The sequence below is a fragment of the Propionispora hippei DSM 15287 genome, from assembly GCF_900141835.1.
Classification (GTDB): Bacteria; Bacillota; Negativicutes; order Propionisporales; family Propionisporaceae; genus Propionispora; species Propionispora hippei.
Genome location: NZ_FQZD01000038.1, coordinates 1 through 17,689, shown reverse-complemented (window position 1 = coordinate 17,689; position 17,689 = coordinate 1). Strand labels below are relative to the sequence as shown.

Here is a 17,689-nt window from a genome sequence, read left to right as displayed (position 1 = left end):
TTATTCCTCTACTGTCGGCAGCCCTTTTTCTTTTAACACTTTATTCAGGATGGTAAAGTTAAACAAATTTTTCAAATCCGGTTCTTCCTTGACAAAACCGGCCGCCGCGGAAAGCTTGCTAAACCCGATGACCGACTCTTTCTGAGGATCGTAGGTTACGGTTAAGCGCTTAAACGAATCGGCCAACAGGTCTTTGCCCAGCGGTTTCTGCGTAATCGCTTTAATCTGGTCATTCAGCGTTTCCTGGGCCTGAGCCTGATTTTCATTAATATACGACGTCAATTCCACATGGGTCCGCAGGAACTTTTCCACCAAATCAGGATGTTCCTTGATAAAGGAAGTCCTGGCAATGACTACAGCCGTAGTATACTTGCCATTTCGCCAAACTTGTTTTTCATCCAGCACCAGATTGGCCTTTACTTCTTTAATCAGGCGGGTGCCCCAGGGTTCAGGCACCAGTGCCGCATCAACCGCGCCCTGATCCAGCAGCGTTTTAATATCCGGATTGTCGGCTTGACGAATCTCAACTGTTCCGCCTTTGGTGGTGTCCTGCAAGCCATTTTCCAAAAGAATATTGCGCAAAGATAAGTCCTGGGTATTACCAAATTGCGGCACCGCAATTCTTTTGCCGCTAAGCTCTTTTAAATCTTTAATAATCAGTCCGCTGCGTGAAACCAGCACGGAACCGGCATCTGTTGCTCCGGCGATAATTTGCAAATCTCCCTTGGATTTAACATAGCCGGTAATGGCAGGTCCTGGTCCGATATAACCGATATCCACTTCACCGGCAAATAAGGCCTCTATCTCCGAAGGGCCGGCGTTAAATATTTTCCATTCCACCTGATTGCCTTCACCCAAGGCTTTCTCAAAACGGCCCTCGCCTTTGCCAACCAGCCCCTGTGAATGGGTGATATTAGGAAATAAAGCAATCCGGACTTTAACATTCTTGCTTTCCGAGGCTTGCTGCGAGGAGCAGCCTGACAAACCAAGCACCATGCCGGCTAAGACTCCCGCGATGATTCCCACTTTTGCAAACTTCATGTTTTATCCTCCCTTTTTTGTTCTGACCTGCTGTGGTCCACCAACTTTGAAATTACAATTCCTTTACGGACCTTTTTTCATAAGGTCTCGTTGTCGTCGACTTACCTATGTTCATATCGACAAAAATAAAAAAGGCTAAAGAATGCTTAAAAAAACATTCTTTAGCCTTTGGTTATCCAATCGGCCTGTATGATTCAGTTTTTCCTATCCTACCACAATAAACGCCTCTTTAGCTACAAAGTCAGCGTGATATACAGTCAAAATATATGAGTAAATCATAATATACTTTGGGCGTTCCGTCAATTCCTTTTTCCATAGGAAAACCGGATATTTGTCCAAAACCACATCAGCCGGTAGTCCCGTGAACTTCTCCGTGGCGAACCTCCACAAGCCGGTTATTGCCATCTACCATAACCACAGCAGGTGAGAAACTATGAAATTCAGCCTCACTCATCATGGCGTAGGCGATAATAATGACCTTGTCCCCCGGCTGTACCAAACGGGCTGCTGCGCCATTCAGGCAAATGACACCCGAATCCCGGGGGCCCTTGATTATATAGGTTTCCAGCCGGCTGCCGTTATTATTGTTGACGATTTGCACCTTTTCATTGGGATACATCCCGGCTGCTTCCAGCAGCGCCTCGTCAATCGTAACGCTCCCCATATACTGCAAATTAGCTTCCGTTACCGTAGCGCAATGAATTTTTGCTTTCAATGATGTTAAAAACATGCCTTAGCCTCCAAAATACAATTATCAATCAACCGGGTTCTACCGATTTTAACAGCCAGGGCCAATAGCGCCCTGCCACTTAGTCTGTCGATATCCTCCAGGCCGGGATAGCCATACAGCTCGACATAGTCGACAGTGGCCAGCGGCTGTGCCGCAATTTCTTCTGTGACCAGTTCCCTCAATACCGCCACATCGCATTCTCCGGCCGCTACCGCCTGCTGCGCCTTGGCCAGACTGCGGGAAAGCACCAGGGCGGCCTGTCGTTCCTCTGGCGACAGGTATACATTGCGGGAGCTTTTTGCCAAACCGTCCGCCTCGCGGACAATGGGCACTACTTCCAACGAAACATCCATATTCAAATCCTGAACCATTCGCTGCAACACCAGTACCTGCTGGGCATCCTTCTGTCCGAAAAAGGCCTTGTCGGGCTGAACAATGTGGAATAATTTATTAACTACCGTTGTCACTCCCTGAAAATGACCCGGCCGGGAACGACCGCACAGTTTTTCCGTAATCCCCTCCACCCGGACGTACGTGCTGAAACCTGTAGGATACATTTCCGCCACCGACGGGTGAAAAATAGCAGCCACACCGGCAGCGGCGGCTTTTTCACTGTCACTGGCCAAATCACGGGGATAGGCGGCAAAATCCTCTTTCGGCCCAAACTGGATCGGATTGACAAAGATACTGGCCACAACCACATCACAGGCCGCACAGGCCTGCCGCATCAACGTAAGATGCCCCTCATGCAGGGCTCCCATGGTCGGCACCAGACCAACCGTCTTGCCGGCCGCCCAGGCCTGTCTGACAAATTGTCGCATATCTGCAATTGATTCTATAATAAGCATGCTGCATCACTCCTATTAATAAAGCTTTTCCAATTCTACCTCAGCGAGCTGGAAACTGTGTTCCGGCCCGGGAAACTGTTTTTCTCCAATCTCCCGGATATAGGCCGTAACCGACTCGCTAATCATTCGCTCCAGATTGGCATATTTCTTGACAAACCTCGGTGTAAAGCCTGAGCACATTCCCAATAAATCATTGATAACCAGCACTTGTCCGTCACAACCGGCACCGGCGCCAATACCAATCGTCGCAATCTGCAAAGCTTGAGTCACTTTTTGGGCCAGAGCTTCCGGAATGCATTCCATAACCAGAGCAAAGGCTCCCGCCTTTTCCAGTACCCGTGCATCATTGAGCAGCTTTTGCGCGGCGGCCTGGCTCTTCCCCTGGACCTTAAAACCGCCCAACTGGTGCACCGACTGCGGGGTTAGACCGATATGGGCAATCACCGGAATACCGGCCCGAACAATGGCACTGACAACCTCGGCCATCTCCTCGCCGCCTTCCACTTTTACCGCCTGGGCTCCCGTCTCCTTCATAATCCGTCCGGCATTAGTCACCGCAGCCTCGACGGTCACCTGATAGGACATAAACGGCATGTCGACGACAACCAAAGCCCGTTTGGCGCCGCGGCAGACAGCCTTGCCATGGTGGATCATATCCTCCATAGTTACCGGCAAAGTAGAGTCATAGCCAAGCACCACATTGCCCAGCGAGTCGCCGACCAGCAGCATATCAACACCGGCCCGGTCCAAGGTGACGGCCATGCTGTAATCATAGGCTGTCAACATGGAAATGGCCTGTCCCGCCAGTTTCCGTTCCCGGATCACGCTTACTGTTATCTTTTTATCGCTCATTTTCATTCCTCCCGTTACTGTTCAACAATGTTATTAATTCGTTTCTCGCGTCCTCACTAAAACCTGCCTGTCTTTCAGCTATCTGTACGGTATACAGGCCCAAGGCCCGATATAAGAGCAATCTGTCTATATCTCCCGCCGCCTGCAGTGCCTCCATATGCCGGCGCACCGTAGCGGCATCACCGCGGCGAATCGGCCCGGTCAGTGCCGGACCTGTCCCTTGGCGGCTCACATTGTCCAGCGTTCCCTTGAGTAAGGGAGCCAGCGCCTGCAGCGCCTCCCGTTCCGTTAAGCCGCAACCGTCCAGCAGACGGGCCGCACAATGCAGCAGGGATACCAGATAATTAGAGGCCATACAAGCCGCCGCGTGATATCTGCCCCGCTCGCCGGCCGGAACCGTGAAGCCTACTCCCTCCAGCTCGATCACCAAGCTTGCCGCCAGCCTTGCCGCTTCCTTGCCGCCGTCAATGGCGAAATAAGTCCCTGCCGGCAGTTCCTGTTCCGGATCATCGGTAAACGACTGCAACGGATGCAGCGATCCGGTAAAGGCGCCTATTTCGGCTGCGGCGGCCAGCGGTGTTAAAGACAGTGCTCCGCTGGTATGAAAAACATATTGTCCGGCCCAGAAGCCCCGTTTTGCTGCTATGGCCTGCACAACCGGCTCTACCTGGCTGTCAGGTGTGCAAACAATGACAAGGTCAGCTTTACTGGCTATTTCCGCTCCATTTGTCGACCACGGTACCTTTAGCCTGTTGCCCAGCCGCGCTGCCGATTGTTCGGTCCGGCTCCCCACTCCGACAAGCGGATAGCCCTTGTCCACCAGATAAGCAGCCAGTACGCTGCCCACCCTTCCGGCGCCAATCACCGCGAAGGACGGCTTTTTTGCTACCATATACTCTTCCCGCCTTCATCCCGCTTGCGCCAACTTATCTGGGAAAACCGTTACAGCCGGAGCTATCGGTTTTTACCCATACAAAAAAACCTTTCGGAACCCATCCGAAAGGCATACTTATCCCTTGCTCACCTTCCGTCCCAGTCCCTGCGGCTCTAAGCGGTATTGTTTTCTGTTGTAAAAATAATCGAAAAGCCTGCGCCAGTATAGCTCCCAGAGGATACCACCCGGAACAGTCTGTATAAAACCATTTTGATAATACCACAACTGCCAGCTATTATGCAAGACATGGCATCTATTTTCTGGACCTTTCGAGCGTTTCCTCGACTGTCAACGCCTCCTCGCCAAACCAGTCGTACAGTTTTTCCCGCGCTTTTTGTCTTACTTCTTCGTTTACATAGGCCGCGCAAACGGAAAGAGCTATGGCAAGTACCCCCAGATCATCGGCATAGCCGACAAAAGGAGTCACATCCGGTATGAAGTCAATCACGGAGATGAAATAACCCAGCGCGCCATAAATGGCTGTTTTTGCCCAACGCGGCGTCTCCGGCCGCCGCGTTGTGTAATATAACAGCAAAGCACTGTAGATGACTTTTTTACCGGCTTTCTTCGCCGTTTTCCGGGCCTTACTCCAAAAGGATGCCTCAGAATATTCTTGTTCATATCCCATTTCCACTGCCTCCTTATCCCAATCTCCTCCAGACAAGGCGCGCCGCCGCCTCATCTTACGATGAAATTCCTTTGAAGTCCTTTACGCCCTCAAAGTAGGCGAATCACTGCCTCTCCCCCAACTTCTCATCATCCGGGCTGAAATCCTTCTTTTGCAAGCTTGAACCGTCATGCAAAAGAACCACTGTCTCATCGGCCAACAGTGGTTCTTTTTAACTATAGCTATATGTATTTCCTATTTCTATTATCCCCTTTATTTAGTGGCCTGGTTACACTGAAATCATAATGATTTCACTGGTCTTTTCCCCGCCATGCTCCGTTGTCGCCGGTTTACCTATGTCCGATAGGCGTGCCTTCCCCGCTTCGCCTTACAGAAAAATTCCCGCTAAGCCTTTTATGCTTTCAAGGCAGACGGACCGCTGGTCTCCAGTTGTTTTATTTTTTCTTCCACTGAACTCCAAGACCGTTTGGCAAATACCATGGGAATCGACTTGGACTTAGCGATGCATTTCACATTCTGAGCTGTACAGTGATTAATATAGTCGGTTAGTACTAAAATGAAGGAAGTGGACTGGGGAATCTTGATCTTGTTCCGGTCGATCGGCTTGCGTCCCGAAATATGGGTAAGCTCCTTGACTCCCATGGCATACAGGTTCTTCTCGATGTTTCCCAGATAATCTCCGCCAACGATAACAATCGACATATAAATCTCTCCTCTTTTCTAATTAATATTGATATTCATTCTCAATTAAAGGTTTTTAAAAAATTGCAGCCTTACCCTGTGACTGCAATCTTAGTATTTCGTTCATAACACATACTATACAATTTATTTTCAGCGGCCAGTTGTAACAAGGCATCGACTACCACCGGATCGAATTGCGTAGACCGGCAGCGAACAATCTCCGCCAGTGCCTCTTTTAGTGAAACCGCTCTCCGGTAAGTCCGGACGGTTGTCATGGCATCAAACGAATCTGCTACCGCTACTATCCTGGCTTCAATCGGAATTTCTTCTCCTTGCAAACCGTCAGGGTAACCTTTTCCGTCATAGCGCTCGTGGTGATAGCGAACACTGTCGGCAATAGAGCGAAAAGCTTGAATTCGCCCCACAATACTGTCACCAATGACCGGATGCTCCCTTATAAGATCAAACTCCTCCTTGGTCAGCTTCCCCTCTTTATTCAATATATTGTCAGGAATGCCGATTTTGCCAATGTCATGCAAATGGGCACCAATATGTATTTTCATCTGTTCTTCCGGTGAAAAGCCAAGTTCTGCCGCCAACAGCAGGGCCAACTCCGCCACCCGTTCCGAGTGCCCGCACATGCAGGAATTTTTCGCATCCAGAGCTAAGGCCAGCGCCTCCACTACTTCATGCAAATCATCCAAAGTAATCAAATGCGATCCCATAAGTTATCCTTTCTCACAGTTAGTTAAGCCTTACCTCAGCGATTGATTCGGTATCAGGATTATAAAAAGATATACTGTTGCGTCCATTGTTCTTTGAGTAATACAGCGCCTGATCGGCATAACTATACAGCTTATCCCTGTCCCAGCAAGGGAGTGTCACCATGGTACACACACCAATAGAAACTGTTATGGAAACAACCGTTGCCGGTTCCCGGGAATCCAGAGCAAATCGGCTGACCGCCAGTTTGCTTTGAATGCGCCGGGCCACCGCAATGGCTCCCTGGGAATCGGTATCCGGTAATAGAAGAGCGTATTCCTCACCGCCCACCCGGGCCGGCAGGTCCTTGTCCCGGCTGCTTTCTCGAATGATTTCGGCCAGCCGCATCAAAATCCTGTCGCCGGCTTGATGCCCATAGGTATCGTTAATTGTCTTAAATCTGTCAATATCCAAAATCATCAGGGATATCGGCTTGCACCGGCATATTCTAGCGGCAAAATGCCGTTCCAGATGCTCAAAAAAGCAGCGCCGGTTAGCAATTGACGTCAAGGAATCGGTCATGGCCATTGTCTCCATTTGGCGGCAGGCAGTCTCCAGCTCAGTGGTACGTTCCTGCAGCTCCATCTGAGCAGCTAATAGCTCCTCATTCACATTGGTAAGAAACTGATTCTGCGCACGCACTGCTTCCCGGGATTGCCGCAGGTCGTCAATCATCCGTGTAATATCCTGTTCCCGTATTTGAATGTGGCGGGCCATCCAGTTCATATCGCGCATTAACGCAAGCAGGGGATCAAGTGAGTCGCCTTCAGATGATTCATTGGGTACAGGCAGCAATTCCTGATAATCTCCCCGCTTAACCCGCGAGCACATTCGGCGCATACGGTGCAGCCTTTTACCAACAGCCCACTCGGCGGCTATACCGGGTAAAAACAACCCCAGCAGCAAAGCAACGGCTAAGGTGCAAGCCTGCACCTCACTGAACTGTCTGTTCGTTGCCATCGCCGAACCATGGGTCACAAAAAACATCACTGCCTGCGGCATTAACACTGCCAGTAAAAACATCAAACGAAGTCTGCTTACCAAAAAGGATGCCTCCCCTGAACAACACCCGTGCCGCGGCCCGGGAATACTCACACTATTTGGGGGGGCAACAAGAACAACCTTTGTCCGCGCTTTCACCGGAGCAAGAGCTGCTGCCGCAGCCGCAGGAACTTTTCCCCTGAAAAGTCATCCATATCTTGCGGCCAACAAAACCGACGGCCCCGAGTCCGATAAGCGCCAAAATGATTGTCTCCATGACGAATCCCTCCCTTATTGATCTACTTAATACCCCAGCATCAAACCGATATGATATACCGCAAACGTCACAACCCAAGCCAGGACTGTGGAGTAAACGGCACTGAAGATCATCCATTTCCAGGAGTTGGTTTCCCGCTTAATAACCGAAAGAGCTGCGATACAAGGCGTATAAATCAAGACAAATACCATCAGCGCATAAGCCACCAGCGGATTAAAGGTCGGGTCAGCCTGCAAGGCATCCTGCAAGGCTCCGGCATCCTTATCGTCACCACCCACACTGTAGATGGTTCCCATCGTACTTACCACAACTTCCTTTGCGGCAAAACCAGCCACAAGACCAACACCGATTTTCCAGTCAAAGCCCAGCGGCTTAATCACCGGTTCAATCGCTTTACCCAGTTGACCTGCATAACTTTGAGCCAGTTTTTCCCCGGTTTGTTCCTTGTCCAGTTTATCCAGTTCTTCCTGCTTCTGCTGATCAAACTCATGGTATTGCTGTGCTACCGGATACAAATCAGGGGACTGCGCTTCCAGTTCAGCCAATTTGGCTTCTTTCTCCTGCTGCAGGGCTTCCAGTTCCGGGCTGCCTTCTTCCAAGTCAGCCGTAGCCTCCTCGGTCTGTTTTTCTACTTCTTCAATCTTCTGTACAGCATCGGCCAGTTCCTGATTGTCTTCTAATTTTTCAATACCCAGTGGCTGATAAATCGTTTCGGCGATTTGCGCCTCGACTTGTTCTTCCACCTGTGCCTTAGCCTGATCAAAATCCTTGCTGTAAGGAACTTCACTGGGATAATTGCTTAAAAACCAGATAATAATTGAAACAGCCAGAATAATGGTACCCGCTTTTTTCAAATATAGGACACTGCGTTCCCACATATGAACGGCAACCCCTTTGAGGGTCGGCATATGGTAAGGAGGCATTTCCATAACAAAAGGTTCCCGTTCGCCGGCGAAGAGATATTTGCGGAAAATAACGCCCATGACCACGGCGAGAACAATCCCCAGAATATAGATGGAGAACAGCACCGTTCCCGCATAGTCTTTAGCAAAGAATGCACCAATCAAAAGTGTATACACCGGTAAACGGGCACTACAGCTCATCAACGGTGAAATCAGGATGGTCACCATCCGGTCCCGCGGGTTTTCCAGTGTACGGGCCCCCATAATAGCCGGCACGCCGCATCCAAAGCCTAACAGCAACGGAATGAAGGACTTGCCGTGAAGACCGACGCCACGCATGACCCGATCCATAACAAAAGCTGCTCTGGTCATATAGCCGGTATCTTCCAGAAGAGCAATCCCTAAAAACAATAACAATATATTGGGCAGGAAGGTAATAACACCGCCCACGCCACCGATAATACCATCCTGGATCAAGGCTTTCAAATCGCCGTCCGCCATATGGCTGCCCACGGCTTGCCCCAGCCAGGCCGTACCGTTTTCAATCCAGCCCTGTGGATAGCCGCCAACCCAGAATACAAAATTAAATAATAACCACATGACACCGAAAAAGAGCGGCAAGCCCAATAGTCGATGAGTAAGAATTTTATCGATTTTATCGGAGAAAGAATCCAGTTGATTCGACCCTTTCACTTTCGTAACCGCCCGGTATAGCTCTCCGGCAAAACGGTAACGCAGTTCGGCAATGATCATTTCCAGATCATCACCCAAAACGCCCTTAAGCTCTTCTCTGATTTGCCCAACCGAGGAACAAACAGCCACACCGCCGGCTACACCGCTTACTATATTAATAATGTCTTCATCATTTTCAAGCAGTTTAATTGCCAGCCAGCGAACCGGGTATTTGGCATCCACAATTGGCTCCAACGCTATGACAATCTGACTGATTTTTTCCTCAATCTGCGTACCGTAATGAATAGTAAATGGCCGGTTCTGCTTGACAGCCCCAATCTCGACAACCGCTTTCAGCAGGTCTTCTGTCCCCTGATTCCGGTTACCAATCATCCGCGCCACGGTTACGCCCAGTTTTTCACTTAACACCTGGTCCTGAATTTCCAGTCCCATGCTTTGCGCCACGTCGGTCATGTTTAAGCCCAAAACCATCGGCCGTTCCAATTCTAATAATTGTGCCGTGAGGTACAGGTTTCTTTCCAGGTTGGATGCATCAACTACATTCAAGATAATGTCCGGTTTTTCATCAATAATAACGTTTCGCGCCACCACTTCGTCCAACGCATGGGCCGTAAGACTGTAAGTACCAGGCAAATCGACAATAACCAAATCCCGGTCCAAAAACCGCCGTACCCCTTCCCGTCGTTCTACTGTCACACCGGGATAATTCCCGATATGTTGGCGCGATCCGGTAATATTATTAAAAATCGTGGTTTTACCACAGTTAGGATTACCGGCCAAAGCCACAGTCACATTCACTTTTTCCACTTTTCTTCCTCCTGCACTTCAATAAAGCAATCAAGATATTGATAATCATTTTCACATACATGATATATAATTTTTATGCATCTGTCAAGACACTATAAAAAGTAAAACTTTTTTGATAATTTCATTTTAATGAGTAATTTGCCGTTTATTTGCGTCTGACAAGTGATTTCTTTTGGGTTTCTGTCACTTTATACAACATTCCACATATACTGCTAAAAATGTCATTTGCCCTAATATTGCAAAATTGTTTTATAAAGAAGGTTTCAGGCAAGCTGTATAAATATAAGGAGGCCTTAGTTATGTTATTGGCAAAAAACGATTGTCTTTGCGATGCACTGCTGCTGGCCATACTATTTGCTCTGTTATTTTTGACCGAATATTATTATTGCTGGTAGGCCGTAATCCTGCTGCTGCCTGTCCCGCCGGAATTTTCAGGAATTTTATTTCCGGGAAATTTCAGTGAGGACAGGCTTTTTCATATATTGACAAATCATACCAAACACCGATAGAATTAAGTAGCAATATAAAATAATTATCATTATCATTTATATAAAGGGGGCTGTTTTGTGCTTTTAAGTAACAACCGGGAACGAATCAATGCTGGCCTGTTACTATCCCTGCTAGGAAATCTCGCCTCTTTGCCGTTCAGCAGGCGCTATCATATCCTCTTGGGTTCTTGTCTTGCCATGCTGTCGCTGTTCCATACCTGGCAGCACCGTCACCACTTTTCAGGCATGTTAAAAAAGGAGCAGGAAACGATGGGTTGGTTAACCAAATATAAAAATTCTCTGCAAACAAGCCGGCATTCACAATTTCTTCAATCTCTTCAGGTTCAGCACTACCTTCCCGGCAGAATCCGCCTTTACTCAAAGCATCTACTGAACAACCAGTCTGTCGCCGCGGAACTGAATCGCCTGTTAACGGCTGTTCCGGAGCTGACCGGCTTTTCGGTCAGTACGGCCACAGGCTCCATATTGCTGCAATATACTCCCGAGGCAGTAGTGGGCAGCTCCTTTCTGCAGGAACTGGAACAGTTTGCTTTGGCACATTACAGGAGGTAGTTGGAACTATGACATATTTCACCGGTTTAGCTCTGGGAATTTCCGCAGGACGCCGTTTACACCTTTTACTTAAAGACAAAGGTTTTGTGCTTCTTCATGCTTTACCGGGAAGGCGGCGTTACCATCACAGCGCTTTGCTTCACAACCCCGCTCTTATCCAAACCTGGCAGCAAGCCTTACCTTACATACCGGGACTGAAAAAAATCGAGTTTACCGCCGAAACCGGCAATATTCTGATTGAGCACACCTGTGATTCCTCCGTCATTGATCAGCTAACAGCTTATCTCGATCAGGTGCAAAAGCAGCCTTCATCACAGTCTGCTTACGGACAGGTCGGCCACACCATTCGCCGTAAGGTCCGCCTCTTAAACCACCGCCTGCTGGAGCACAGCAAAAAAACACTGGATATCAGGACCGTACTGGCCTTGTTTTTTCTTGTCTGGGGCAGCCAGAAGCTTGGGGCAGCAGCCACCTACCGTCCGTCAGGCTATCAACTTCTTTGGTGGGCTTATTCTCTAATGAAAGGACGAAACTAATGGTCTACCAATCTCTGGCCCTTCCTTTAGGCGGCGGCCTAACCGGACGTGATGCGGCCCTCTTGGAGGCAACCATCCGTCAGTTGCCCGCCATAGCCAGCGCCTATACCGACCATACCGGAAAGCTGATCATTCATTATACGGGCACATTGCCGTTTCAACAATTGCAGCAGGTATTGAACCGTGTCCTGTCCAGCAAGCCGGCACCACGGCCCGCTCCGCAGTATGACCCGAACGAGGAATTTGCCGAATACCGCCGCGATGCCATATTCTCCGGCATCGGCTTAGTCGGCTTTCAGTTACTTCGCATGACCTCTCCCGGCTTATTTTCCACCTTGCAGCTCGCCCGGAGCGCCTATGTTCTGTTTGCCGCCCGCAAATTTATTGTGAGCGGCGTCCGTAGTTTAGCCGTTGATCGCCAGCCGAACGCCGACACGCTGACTACAACGGCTGTTTTTGCTTCTATTATCGGTGGCAAACCGGAATCCAGCTTAACCTTGCTTTCCCTGTCCAATCTTGCCGAGATGCTGACCACTTATACGGCCGAGCGGGCCCGTAAGCATATTTCGCAGCTTTTGCATCTGGACCAGCAGTTTGTCTGGAAAGCCGAAGCAGATGGTCACGAAATCAAGGTCAGCCTGGACAGCATTAAAGCCGGGGACCGGGTCAGCGTTCATTTGGGTGAGAAAATATGCGTAGACGGCAAAGTTATCGCCGGAGCCGCCGCCGTGGATCAATCTTCCATCACCGGTGAATATGTCCCGGCTGAAAAAACTATCGGTGATTATGTATATGCGGGAACCGTTCTGCAAAACGGTTATCTGATGATACTGGTCGAAAAGGTCGGCGACGATACCGCTTTGGCCCGTATCGTCCACATGGTTGAGGAGGCGCAGACACGCCGGGCTCCGGTCCAGAACTTCGCCGACCGTATGTCCAATATGCTGGTGCCGATATCCTTTATTGCCGCCGGTCTCGTCTACGGTATTACCAAGGACTGGCAGCGCGTCCTGAATATGCTGTTTATCGATTTTTCCTGCGGTTTAAAACTTTCCACCGCCACTGCTATTTCGGCGGCGATTGGACAAGCAGCCAGCCGCGGAGTCCTCGTCAAGGGCGGCAACTATATCGAAGCTCTGGCAAGTATCGATACAGTCGTCCTCGATAAAACAGGCACTATTACGGTAGGCAAACCTCAAATTATCGCCATTCAAACAGCCGATCAAGTACCGGAAGAGGAGCTATTGTTACTGGCTGCTTCCGCTGAATATCATTCCGCCCATCCGTTGGCTTCCGCCATCCTAGAATATGTTTCCGATAAGGGCTGGGATATACCGCCTCATAAACATACCGAAACAATTGTCGGCCACGGCATCCGGGCGGAAATCCCTGATTTCAAAGAATTCTGCGGCGGACAGATACTGGTAGGCAGCCTCCGTTTCATGAAGGAAAACGACGTGACGATGACAGTTCTCGACTACGATTTCGCAGCCGACCACGGTTATAATCTGATCTTTGTCGCCCGGGAACAGGAGCTATTGGGCTTGCTCATTGTCAGCGATCCCATCCGCCCTACCTGGAAGAAAACAATCAATCAGCTCAGGCGCCGCGGCGTCGATGAGGTTGTGATGATTACCGGCGATACCGAGGCAGTGGCCAAACATGTAGCTTCCACCTTAGATTTGGATGCCTACCATGCCGGTGTCCTGCCGGAAGATAAGGCCACACTGGTGACCCGTATGCAGCGACGATCACAAGTTCTGATGATTGGTGACGGCATTAACGACGCACCGGCCTTGGCGTTTGCCGATGTAGGCGTAGCCATGGGCGGCCGGCGTACCGATATTGCCGTGGAATCCGCCGCCATTACCATCAACTCCGAAGATCCCCTGGTGCTCTCCGAAGTGGTCTCACTTGGCAAAACGACGATGAATATTGTCCGGCAAAACTTTTCCGCTACTATTGCCGTAAATACGGCAGCCATGCTGCTCGGTGCAGTCGGGCGTACTAATCCGATGGTTTCCGCCCTGATTCACAACGCCGCTACCATTGGCGTCGTTCTTAACAGCGCCAGACTGTTGCTGCCAAAGAAGAACTCCCAATAAAAAAGCACTTGCTTAGGGAATCGTTGATTTTGTGATCTGTCGGCATGGCGAGAGATTCTTTCGTCCGGCTAGAAAGTAAAACCAAAAGAAAGCCTAGCTATTTTAAGGTTTTGCTGACGCGGCCCGGTAGAGAAGGATTCGTCAGATCGTGCAGTGCGAATAAATCAGTGGTTTCTAAGAAAGGGGGTGAAACGAATGTTTACAAGAAGCGATTTTTGGATTGGTCTGGTTGTTGGCACCATCGCCGGGGCTTTCGGCTACAAACTGATGAGCGAACAAGCAGCCCGCAGTGCTACTCCTCTGCTGCCCATTCAACCGGGAAGCGTTCCGGCGGAACCTCCCTTGGAAGAATTACTGCGGCAAAAAGAACGTCTGGAAGATTTGATTGCTGAAAAACAGCAAGGTGCGGTAAACGGTTAACCAAACGACTTCTTATTTTTATACGTATAAAAACAGCAAGGCTCTTGTCTTCTTCTATGAGAAAAACAAGAGCCTTGCTGTTTATTTAGAATATGTTTTCAGCCTGTCCGAAACGTTGCCTGACGGTGCTTTTTATGCATATTTCGTTAATTACACGCTTTAGCCGGATTAATATTTTCGATCATATAAAACGGCCGTCCCCTACCGGGCCGGCTGACCTTGCAGCAATACCTGATATTATGCCGTATAGGACAAACGCTCTTTTCCCCGGCAGATAATCTCCTGCGGACAAAAACCGATCGCCAGCAGCCGTTCCACATGGGTACGATCCTGGGCAAAGCGCTCAATAACAGCAATAGATTCCTCCGGATTGCCATAAATGCACCAATCCCGGCGGCAGGTTTCTCTTAATGAGATCATCCCCATAAAGCCCAGCACATCTTTAAGGGGAATCCCCAAAAAAACACCGATTTCATGCGGACAGCACTGGCGAAAACGCTCTTTAAGCACCGCCAGGCAAGCCTCACTTCCCTGCGTCACGGGATAGCCCAGGTTTTCCAGAAAGGCCCGGTAAGCAGGCCGGTTTATGCACCACAGCAACGTATCGGACCGATAGAAGAGCACGCATTCCCGATCGGCAAAGCTGCGCAACGACAACGTCCGGACGCCGGCGTCACAAAAAACGGCTTTGCCGTATTCCCGCCAAAGCAAAAGAGCTTGCTGTGATTTTGTATTAATCAGTGATAAAATGGTCGACGGCTTACTGCCACATAAAGTGGGTGCCAGTTCAACTGCCAGCCAGCGCAAGAACCGGTCTTTTTTAGACTGGTTTTGCCCGGCTATGGCAGTTGTCTCCTCTTGTATTACATTTTGCGGCATCATAACCTTCCCCTATCCCTGATTACTTATTTATCCGGAAAATAACTTACTGGGCAGCCAGCTTTTCGCCCAGGGTCCGGCACTCGACCAAACCTTCTTCGTCCGGCGTATTATGAATAATTAACGTTCCCACGACTTTGGCCTTATGCTCCGAGAGCCGCTCCTCCCATTCCCGCATCCAACGGCCATCACCCCAGTCATAAGAACCGAAGAGAGCCAGGGCGGTTCCCTCTATCCCCTGACCTTCCAACGCCTCCACAAAGGGATCCATAAAGCTTTCCTCCAGCACCTCGTCACCCATCGCCGGGCAACCTAATGCGATGGCATCGGCAGCGAGCACCTCTTCCGGCGACGCGTCCTCCACCGAAAGCAGCTTCACGGTAGCGCCTGCCCCTTTCGCTCCTTCGGCGACCGCTTTCGCCATCAATTCGGTATTGCCTGTTCCACTCCAGTAAACGACTGTAACTTGCTTCATTAGAAACGCCTCCTTAAGTATTCTTATTTTTATGTACGCTTTTCACGATAGCCCTTCTCGCCAGTACCTTCTCTGGCATACTTCTGCCGTTTCAAGACTGACAAGGCACTAATTCCACTCTCCAATTATGCCGTCACGGTAGTCAATGGAAAGTTTACCGCCCTGTTTGTCAAACTGACGCCGGATATAGACCAACAACTGAATTAAGGCCGGATGGAAAGACCGCACGGCATTCATATCCAAAAAAATACGCCGGTAGCCATAGTGCAGCCTGTCTAAAAGGTAGTTCTCTAACAGTTCCAGATGCTCCGCCAGGACATCGCCCTGTACCGTTATTTTTACTTGCTGAAAATCAGCTTTACTCCAAATCGACATGCGCGCTCCTCCTGACCATTATTGAATGTTTTTATAATAATAATCATTATCACTATAAAGCAAGACCTTCCTGTCTGGCGCAACCGGACAAACAGCACCTATTTAGATAAGGCAGCCAATCCGGTTATTTAATATTTTTACAAAATTACGGCGCATCAGGGCATCTTCATAAAAATGGCGGCACATGGTCAGCAACTGCTCACCAGTCAGTCCAATGTCCTCTTCCACCACTTCCGGAAATTCGCTGATCGTCATAATATCCCGGGCAATTTCATAAGTATCGGCATAAATGCCGATATGCAAAATTACACCGGTTCGCTTCCAATACTCATTATGGCCGATGCAAAACCGCCGCAGTTCAGTCAGGCAGCTTTCATCATCCAATTCCCATAACAGGCTAAGAGTATCCAGCGTTCTTTCCATCACCGCCGCATGAGCCGAACCGGACTGGCGGATCTGCTCCACCAGCTCCTTCGTTGAACACATGGGAATCAGCAGTTCTTCCTCATTCTGATGTATCACATAATAAAAAGCCAGCGGCAGATAGACATACTGAACAAAACCGAGCAAAGACTTTATATCGGAATAACAGGCCCAGTTATTATCCAGCCGGTTTCTCCCATAGTCAAGGATGGTTGTGTTAATAAAAACAGCCGCATCGGCTGAGTCCAAGCTACCGACATTACTCTGCCAAAGATCTCTCTTTTGAGCCAGAGCTCCTTCCCAAAAGTGATGACTGTCATATTTGCACATAAGCCAACCTCCTTTGAAAACAAGCGGGGAATTCCCGGCTTATTTCGAGTAAAACTCAACAACCAGGATTTCATTGACTTCAATAGGAATTTCTTCCCGTTCAGGCAGGCGGGTTAACGTTCCGCTAAATGCCGTAAAGTCTTTTTGGATATAAGGAACCTCAAAAGACTTCAGTTCCAGAAAATTGCCGGCAAACATCTCATTCTCCCGGGACTTTTCCCGCAAGGCAACGCAGTCACCAATCTTAACATGGCAGGACGGAATATTAACCTTGCTGCCGTTCAGTGTAATATGTCCATGGGTAACCATTTGCCGCGCTTGCCGTATCGAATTGGCAAAGCCGATCCGGTATACCAGATTATCCAATCTGGTCTCTAAGAGCCGCAGCAAAGCGACACCGGTAATGTCTTTTCCCTTTTTCGCTTTTTCCACATAGCGGGAAAACTGCTTTTCCAGCAAACCATAATAAGCCTTTAACTTTTGTTTTTCCAATAACTGCAATCCATATTCCGAGGTCTTTTTCCGGTTTCTTGCCCCATCCTTTGTCAACCGGCTCAGTGCTTTGGGATGGCCGTAAATATTGACACCCAGTTTGCGGCATAGTTTAAATCGCGGTTCTCTTCTTGTGGCCATTGCCTTTTTTCTCACTCCTGTTACTATATATTTACGGTTCAAAACATGGACATCCATGTTATTCACCGCATTGTTGCCTAAGCTGTTAGAATGAGAGAGCAGTAGGCCGACGTATCACTCCAAGGACTAACCACGTCCGGTTATAAGCCAGTCAGCCAGCCTCTCGTTCACAGCGTTCGATTTATGCAGGTAGAACCACTGTTCACCAGTGCGTCCGTGTCACCAAACAGACAGAATCGGCAACGATAGAAGACTGGGCCGCCAATTGCAAATCTGTAATGGGAGTGTACTTTATGAACGCAGTAGGAATTGATGT

Annotated in this window: 20 protein-coding genes; 4 read left to right on the top strand and 16 right to left on the bottom strand. The window is 49.3% G+C overall.

Annotation, left to right across the window (positions count from 1 at the left end):
• From F3H20_RS16195 to feoB, 11 genes are all read right to left on the bottom strand, one after another.
• Positions 1–1,041: an aliphatic sulfonate ABC transporter substrate-binding protein gene (locus F3H20_RS16195; protein WP_149735926.1), complete on the bottom strand. Its 1,041-nt coding sequence runs from the start codon at positions 1,039–1,041 to the stop codon at positions 1–3.
• Between the two features lie 346 nt (positions 1,042–1,387).
• Positions 1,388–1,771 (bottom strand): aspartate 1-decarboxylase, encoded by a 384-nt coding sequence (gene panD, locus F3H20_RS16190; RefSeq protein WP_091749315.1) that lies wholly within the window; start codon positions 1,769–1,771, stop codon positions 1,388–1,390.
• Positions 1,762–2,619 (bottom strand): pantoate--beta-alanine ligase, encoded by an 858-nt coding sequence (gene panC, locus F3H20_RS16185; protein WP_149735925.1) that lies wholly within the window; start codon positions 2,617–2,619, stop codon positions 1,762–1,764. The genes panD and panC overlap by 10 nt, the downstream gene beginning before the upstream one ends.
• Before the next feature lie 15 nt (positions 2,620–2,634).
• The gene (gene panB / locus F3H20_RS16180) at positions 2,635–3,471 is read right to left on the bottom strand and encodes a 3-methyl-2-oxobutanoate hydroxymethyltransferase (protein ID WP_149735924.1); all 837 of its coding nucleotides are present in this window, start codon (positions 3,469–3,471) and stop codon (positions 2,635–2,637) included.
• Positions 3,461–4,363 carry a Rossmann-like and DUF2520 domain-containing protein gene (locus tag F3H20_RS16175; protein WP_149735923.1) on the bottom strand — a complete coding sequence of 301 codons (903 nt, stop codon included), beginning with the start codon at positions 4,361–4,363 and terminating at the stop codon, positions 3,461–3,463. The genes panB and F3H20_RS16175 overlap by 11 nt, the downstream gene beginning before the upstream one ends.
• A gap of 295 nt (positions 4,364–4,658) precedes the next feature.
• Complete coding sequence (locus F3H20_RS16170) at positions 4,659–5,033, bottom strand: YkvA family protein (protein ID WP_149735922.1); 375 nt, start codon at positions 5,031–5,033, stop codon at positions 4,659–4,661.
• A gap of 393 nt (positions 5,034–5,426) precedes the next feature.
• The gene (locus F3H20_RS16165; protein WP_091749300.1) at positions 5,427–5,735 is read right to left on the bottom strand and encodes a DUF2325 domain-containing protein; all 309 of its coding nucleotides are present in this window, start codon (positions 5,733–5,735) and stop codon (positions 5,427–5,429) included.
• Positions 5,736–5,806: 71 nt separating this feature from the next.
• The gene (locus F3H20_RS16160) at positions 5,807–6,439 is read right to left on the bottom strand and encodes an HD-GYP domain-containing protein (protein WP_149735921.1); all 633 of its coding nucleotides are present in this window, start codon (positions 6,437–6,439) and stop codon (positions 5,807–5,809) included.
• A gap of 19 nt (positions 6,440–6,458) precedes the next feature.
• Entirely contained in the window at positions 6,459–7,520 is a 1,062-nt protein-coding gene (locus tag F3H20_RS16155; RefSeq protein ID WP_149735920.1) for a GGDEF domain-containing protein, read from the bottom strand.
• A gap of 52 nt (positions 7,521–7,572) precedes the next feature.
• On the bottom strand, positions 7,573–7,734 hold the full coding sequence (locus F3H20_RS16150) for a FeoB-associated Cys-rich membrane protein (RefSeq protein WP_149735919.1): 162 nt from the start codon (positions 7,732–7,734) through the stop codon (positions 7,573–7,575).
• 26 nt (positions 7,735–7,760) lie between these two features.
• Positions 7,761–10,136, bottom strand: a complete 2,376-nt coding sequence (gene feoB / locus F3H20_RS16145) for a ferrous iron transport protein B (protein WP_149735918.1) — start codon at positions 10,134–10,136, stop codon at positions 7,761–7,763.
• 566 nt (positions 10,137–10,702) lie between these two features.
• On the opposite strand from feoB, the gene F3H20_RS16140 reads away from it, so the two are divergent.
• The 4 genes from F3H20_RS16140 (at position 10,703) to F3H20_RS16125 (ending at position 14,258) form a co-directional block, all read left to right on the top strand.
• On the top strand, positions 10,703–11,197 hold the full coding sequence (locus tag F3H20_RS16140) for an HMA2 domain-containing protein (protein ID WP_149735917.1): 495 nt from the start codon (positions 10,703–10,705) through the stop codon (positions 11,195–11,197).
• 8 nt (positions 11,198–11,205) lie between these two features.
• The gene (locus F3H20_RS16135) at positions 11,206–11,733 is read left to right on the top strand and encodes an HMA2 domain-containing protein (protein ID WP_149735916.1); all 528 of its coding nucleotides are present in this window, start codon (positions 11,206–11,208) and stop codon (positions 11,731–11,733) included.
• The gene (locus F3H20_RS16130; RefSeq protein ID WP_149735915.1) at positions 11,733–13,838 is read left to right on the top strand and encodes a heavy metal translocating P-type ATPase; all 2,106 of its coding nucleotides are present in this window, start codon (positions 11,733–11,735) and stop codon (positions 13,836–13,838) included. Before F3H20_RS16135 ends, F3H20_RS16130 begins: the two co-directional genes overlap by 1 nt.
• Before the next feature lie 195 nt (positions 13,839–14,033).
• Positions 14,034–14,258, top strand: a complete 225-nt coding sequence (locus F3H20_RS16125; RefSeq protein ID WP_091749280.1) for a 50S ribosomal protein L9 — start codon at positions 14,034–14,036, stop codon at positions 14,256–14,258.
• A gap of 237 nt (positions 14,259–14,495) precedes the next feature.
• Here F3H20_RS16125 and F3H20_RS16120 read toward each other — a convergent pair whose 3' ends face one another.
• From F3H20_RS16120 to rpsD, 5 genes are all read right to left on the bottom strand, one after another.
• The gene (locus tag F3H20_RS16120; RefSeq protein ID WP_149735914.1) at positions 14,496–15,140 is read right to left on the bottom strand and encodes a DUF3793 family protein; all 645 of its coding nucleotides are present in this window, start codon (positions 15,138–15,140) and stop codon (positions 14,496–14,498) included.
• Positions 15,141–15,183: 43 nt separating this feature from the next.
• On the bottom strand, positions 15,184–15,612 hold the full coding sequence (locus F3H20_RS16115) for a flavodoxin (RefSeq protein WP_149735913.1): 429 nt from the start codon (positions 15,610–15,612) through the stop codon (positions 15,184–15,186).
• Between the two features lie 108 nt (positions 15,613–15,720).
• Positions 15,721–15,987, bottom strand: a complete 267-nt coding sequence (locus tag F3H20_RS16110) for an STAS domain-containing protein (RefSeq protein WP_149735912.1) — start codon at positions 15,985–15,987, stop codon at positions 15,721–15,723.
• 102 nt (positions 15,988–16,089) lie between these two features.
• Positions 16,090–16,740 carry a hypothetical protein gene (locus F3H20_RS16105; RefSeq protein WP_149735911.1) on the bottom strand — a complete coding sequence of 217 codons (651 nt, stop codon included), beginning with the start codon at positions 16,738–16,740 and terminating at the stop codon, positions 16,090–16,092.
• 39 nt (positions 16,741–16,779) lie between these two features.
• Positions 16,780–17,373 (bottom strand): 30S ribosomal protein S4, encoded by a 594-nt coding sequence (gene rpsD, locus F3H20_RS16100; protein ID WP_149735910.1) that lies wholly within the window; start codon positions 17,371–17,373, stop codon positions 16,780–16,782.
• Positions 17,374–17,689: the final 316 nt, after the last annotated feature.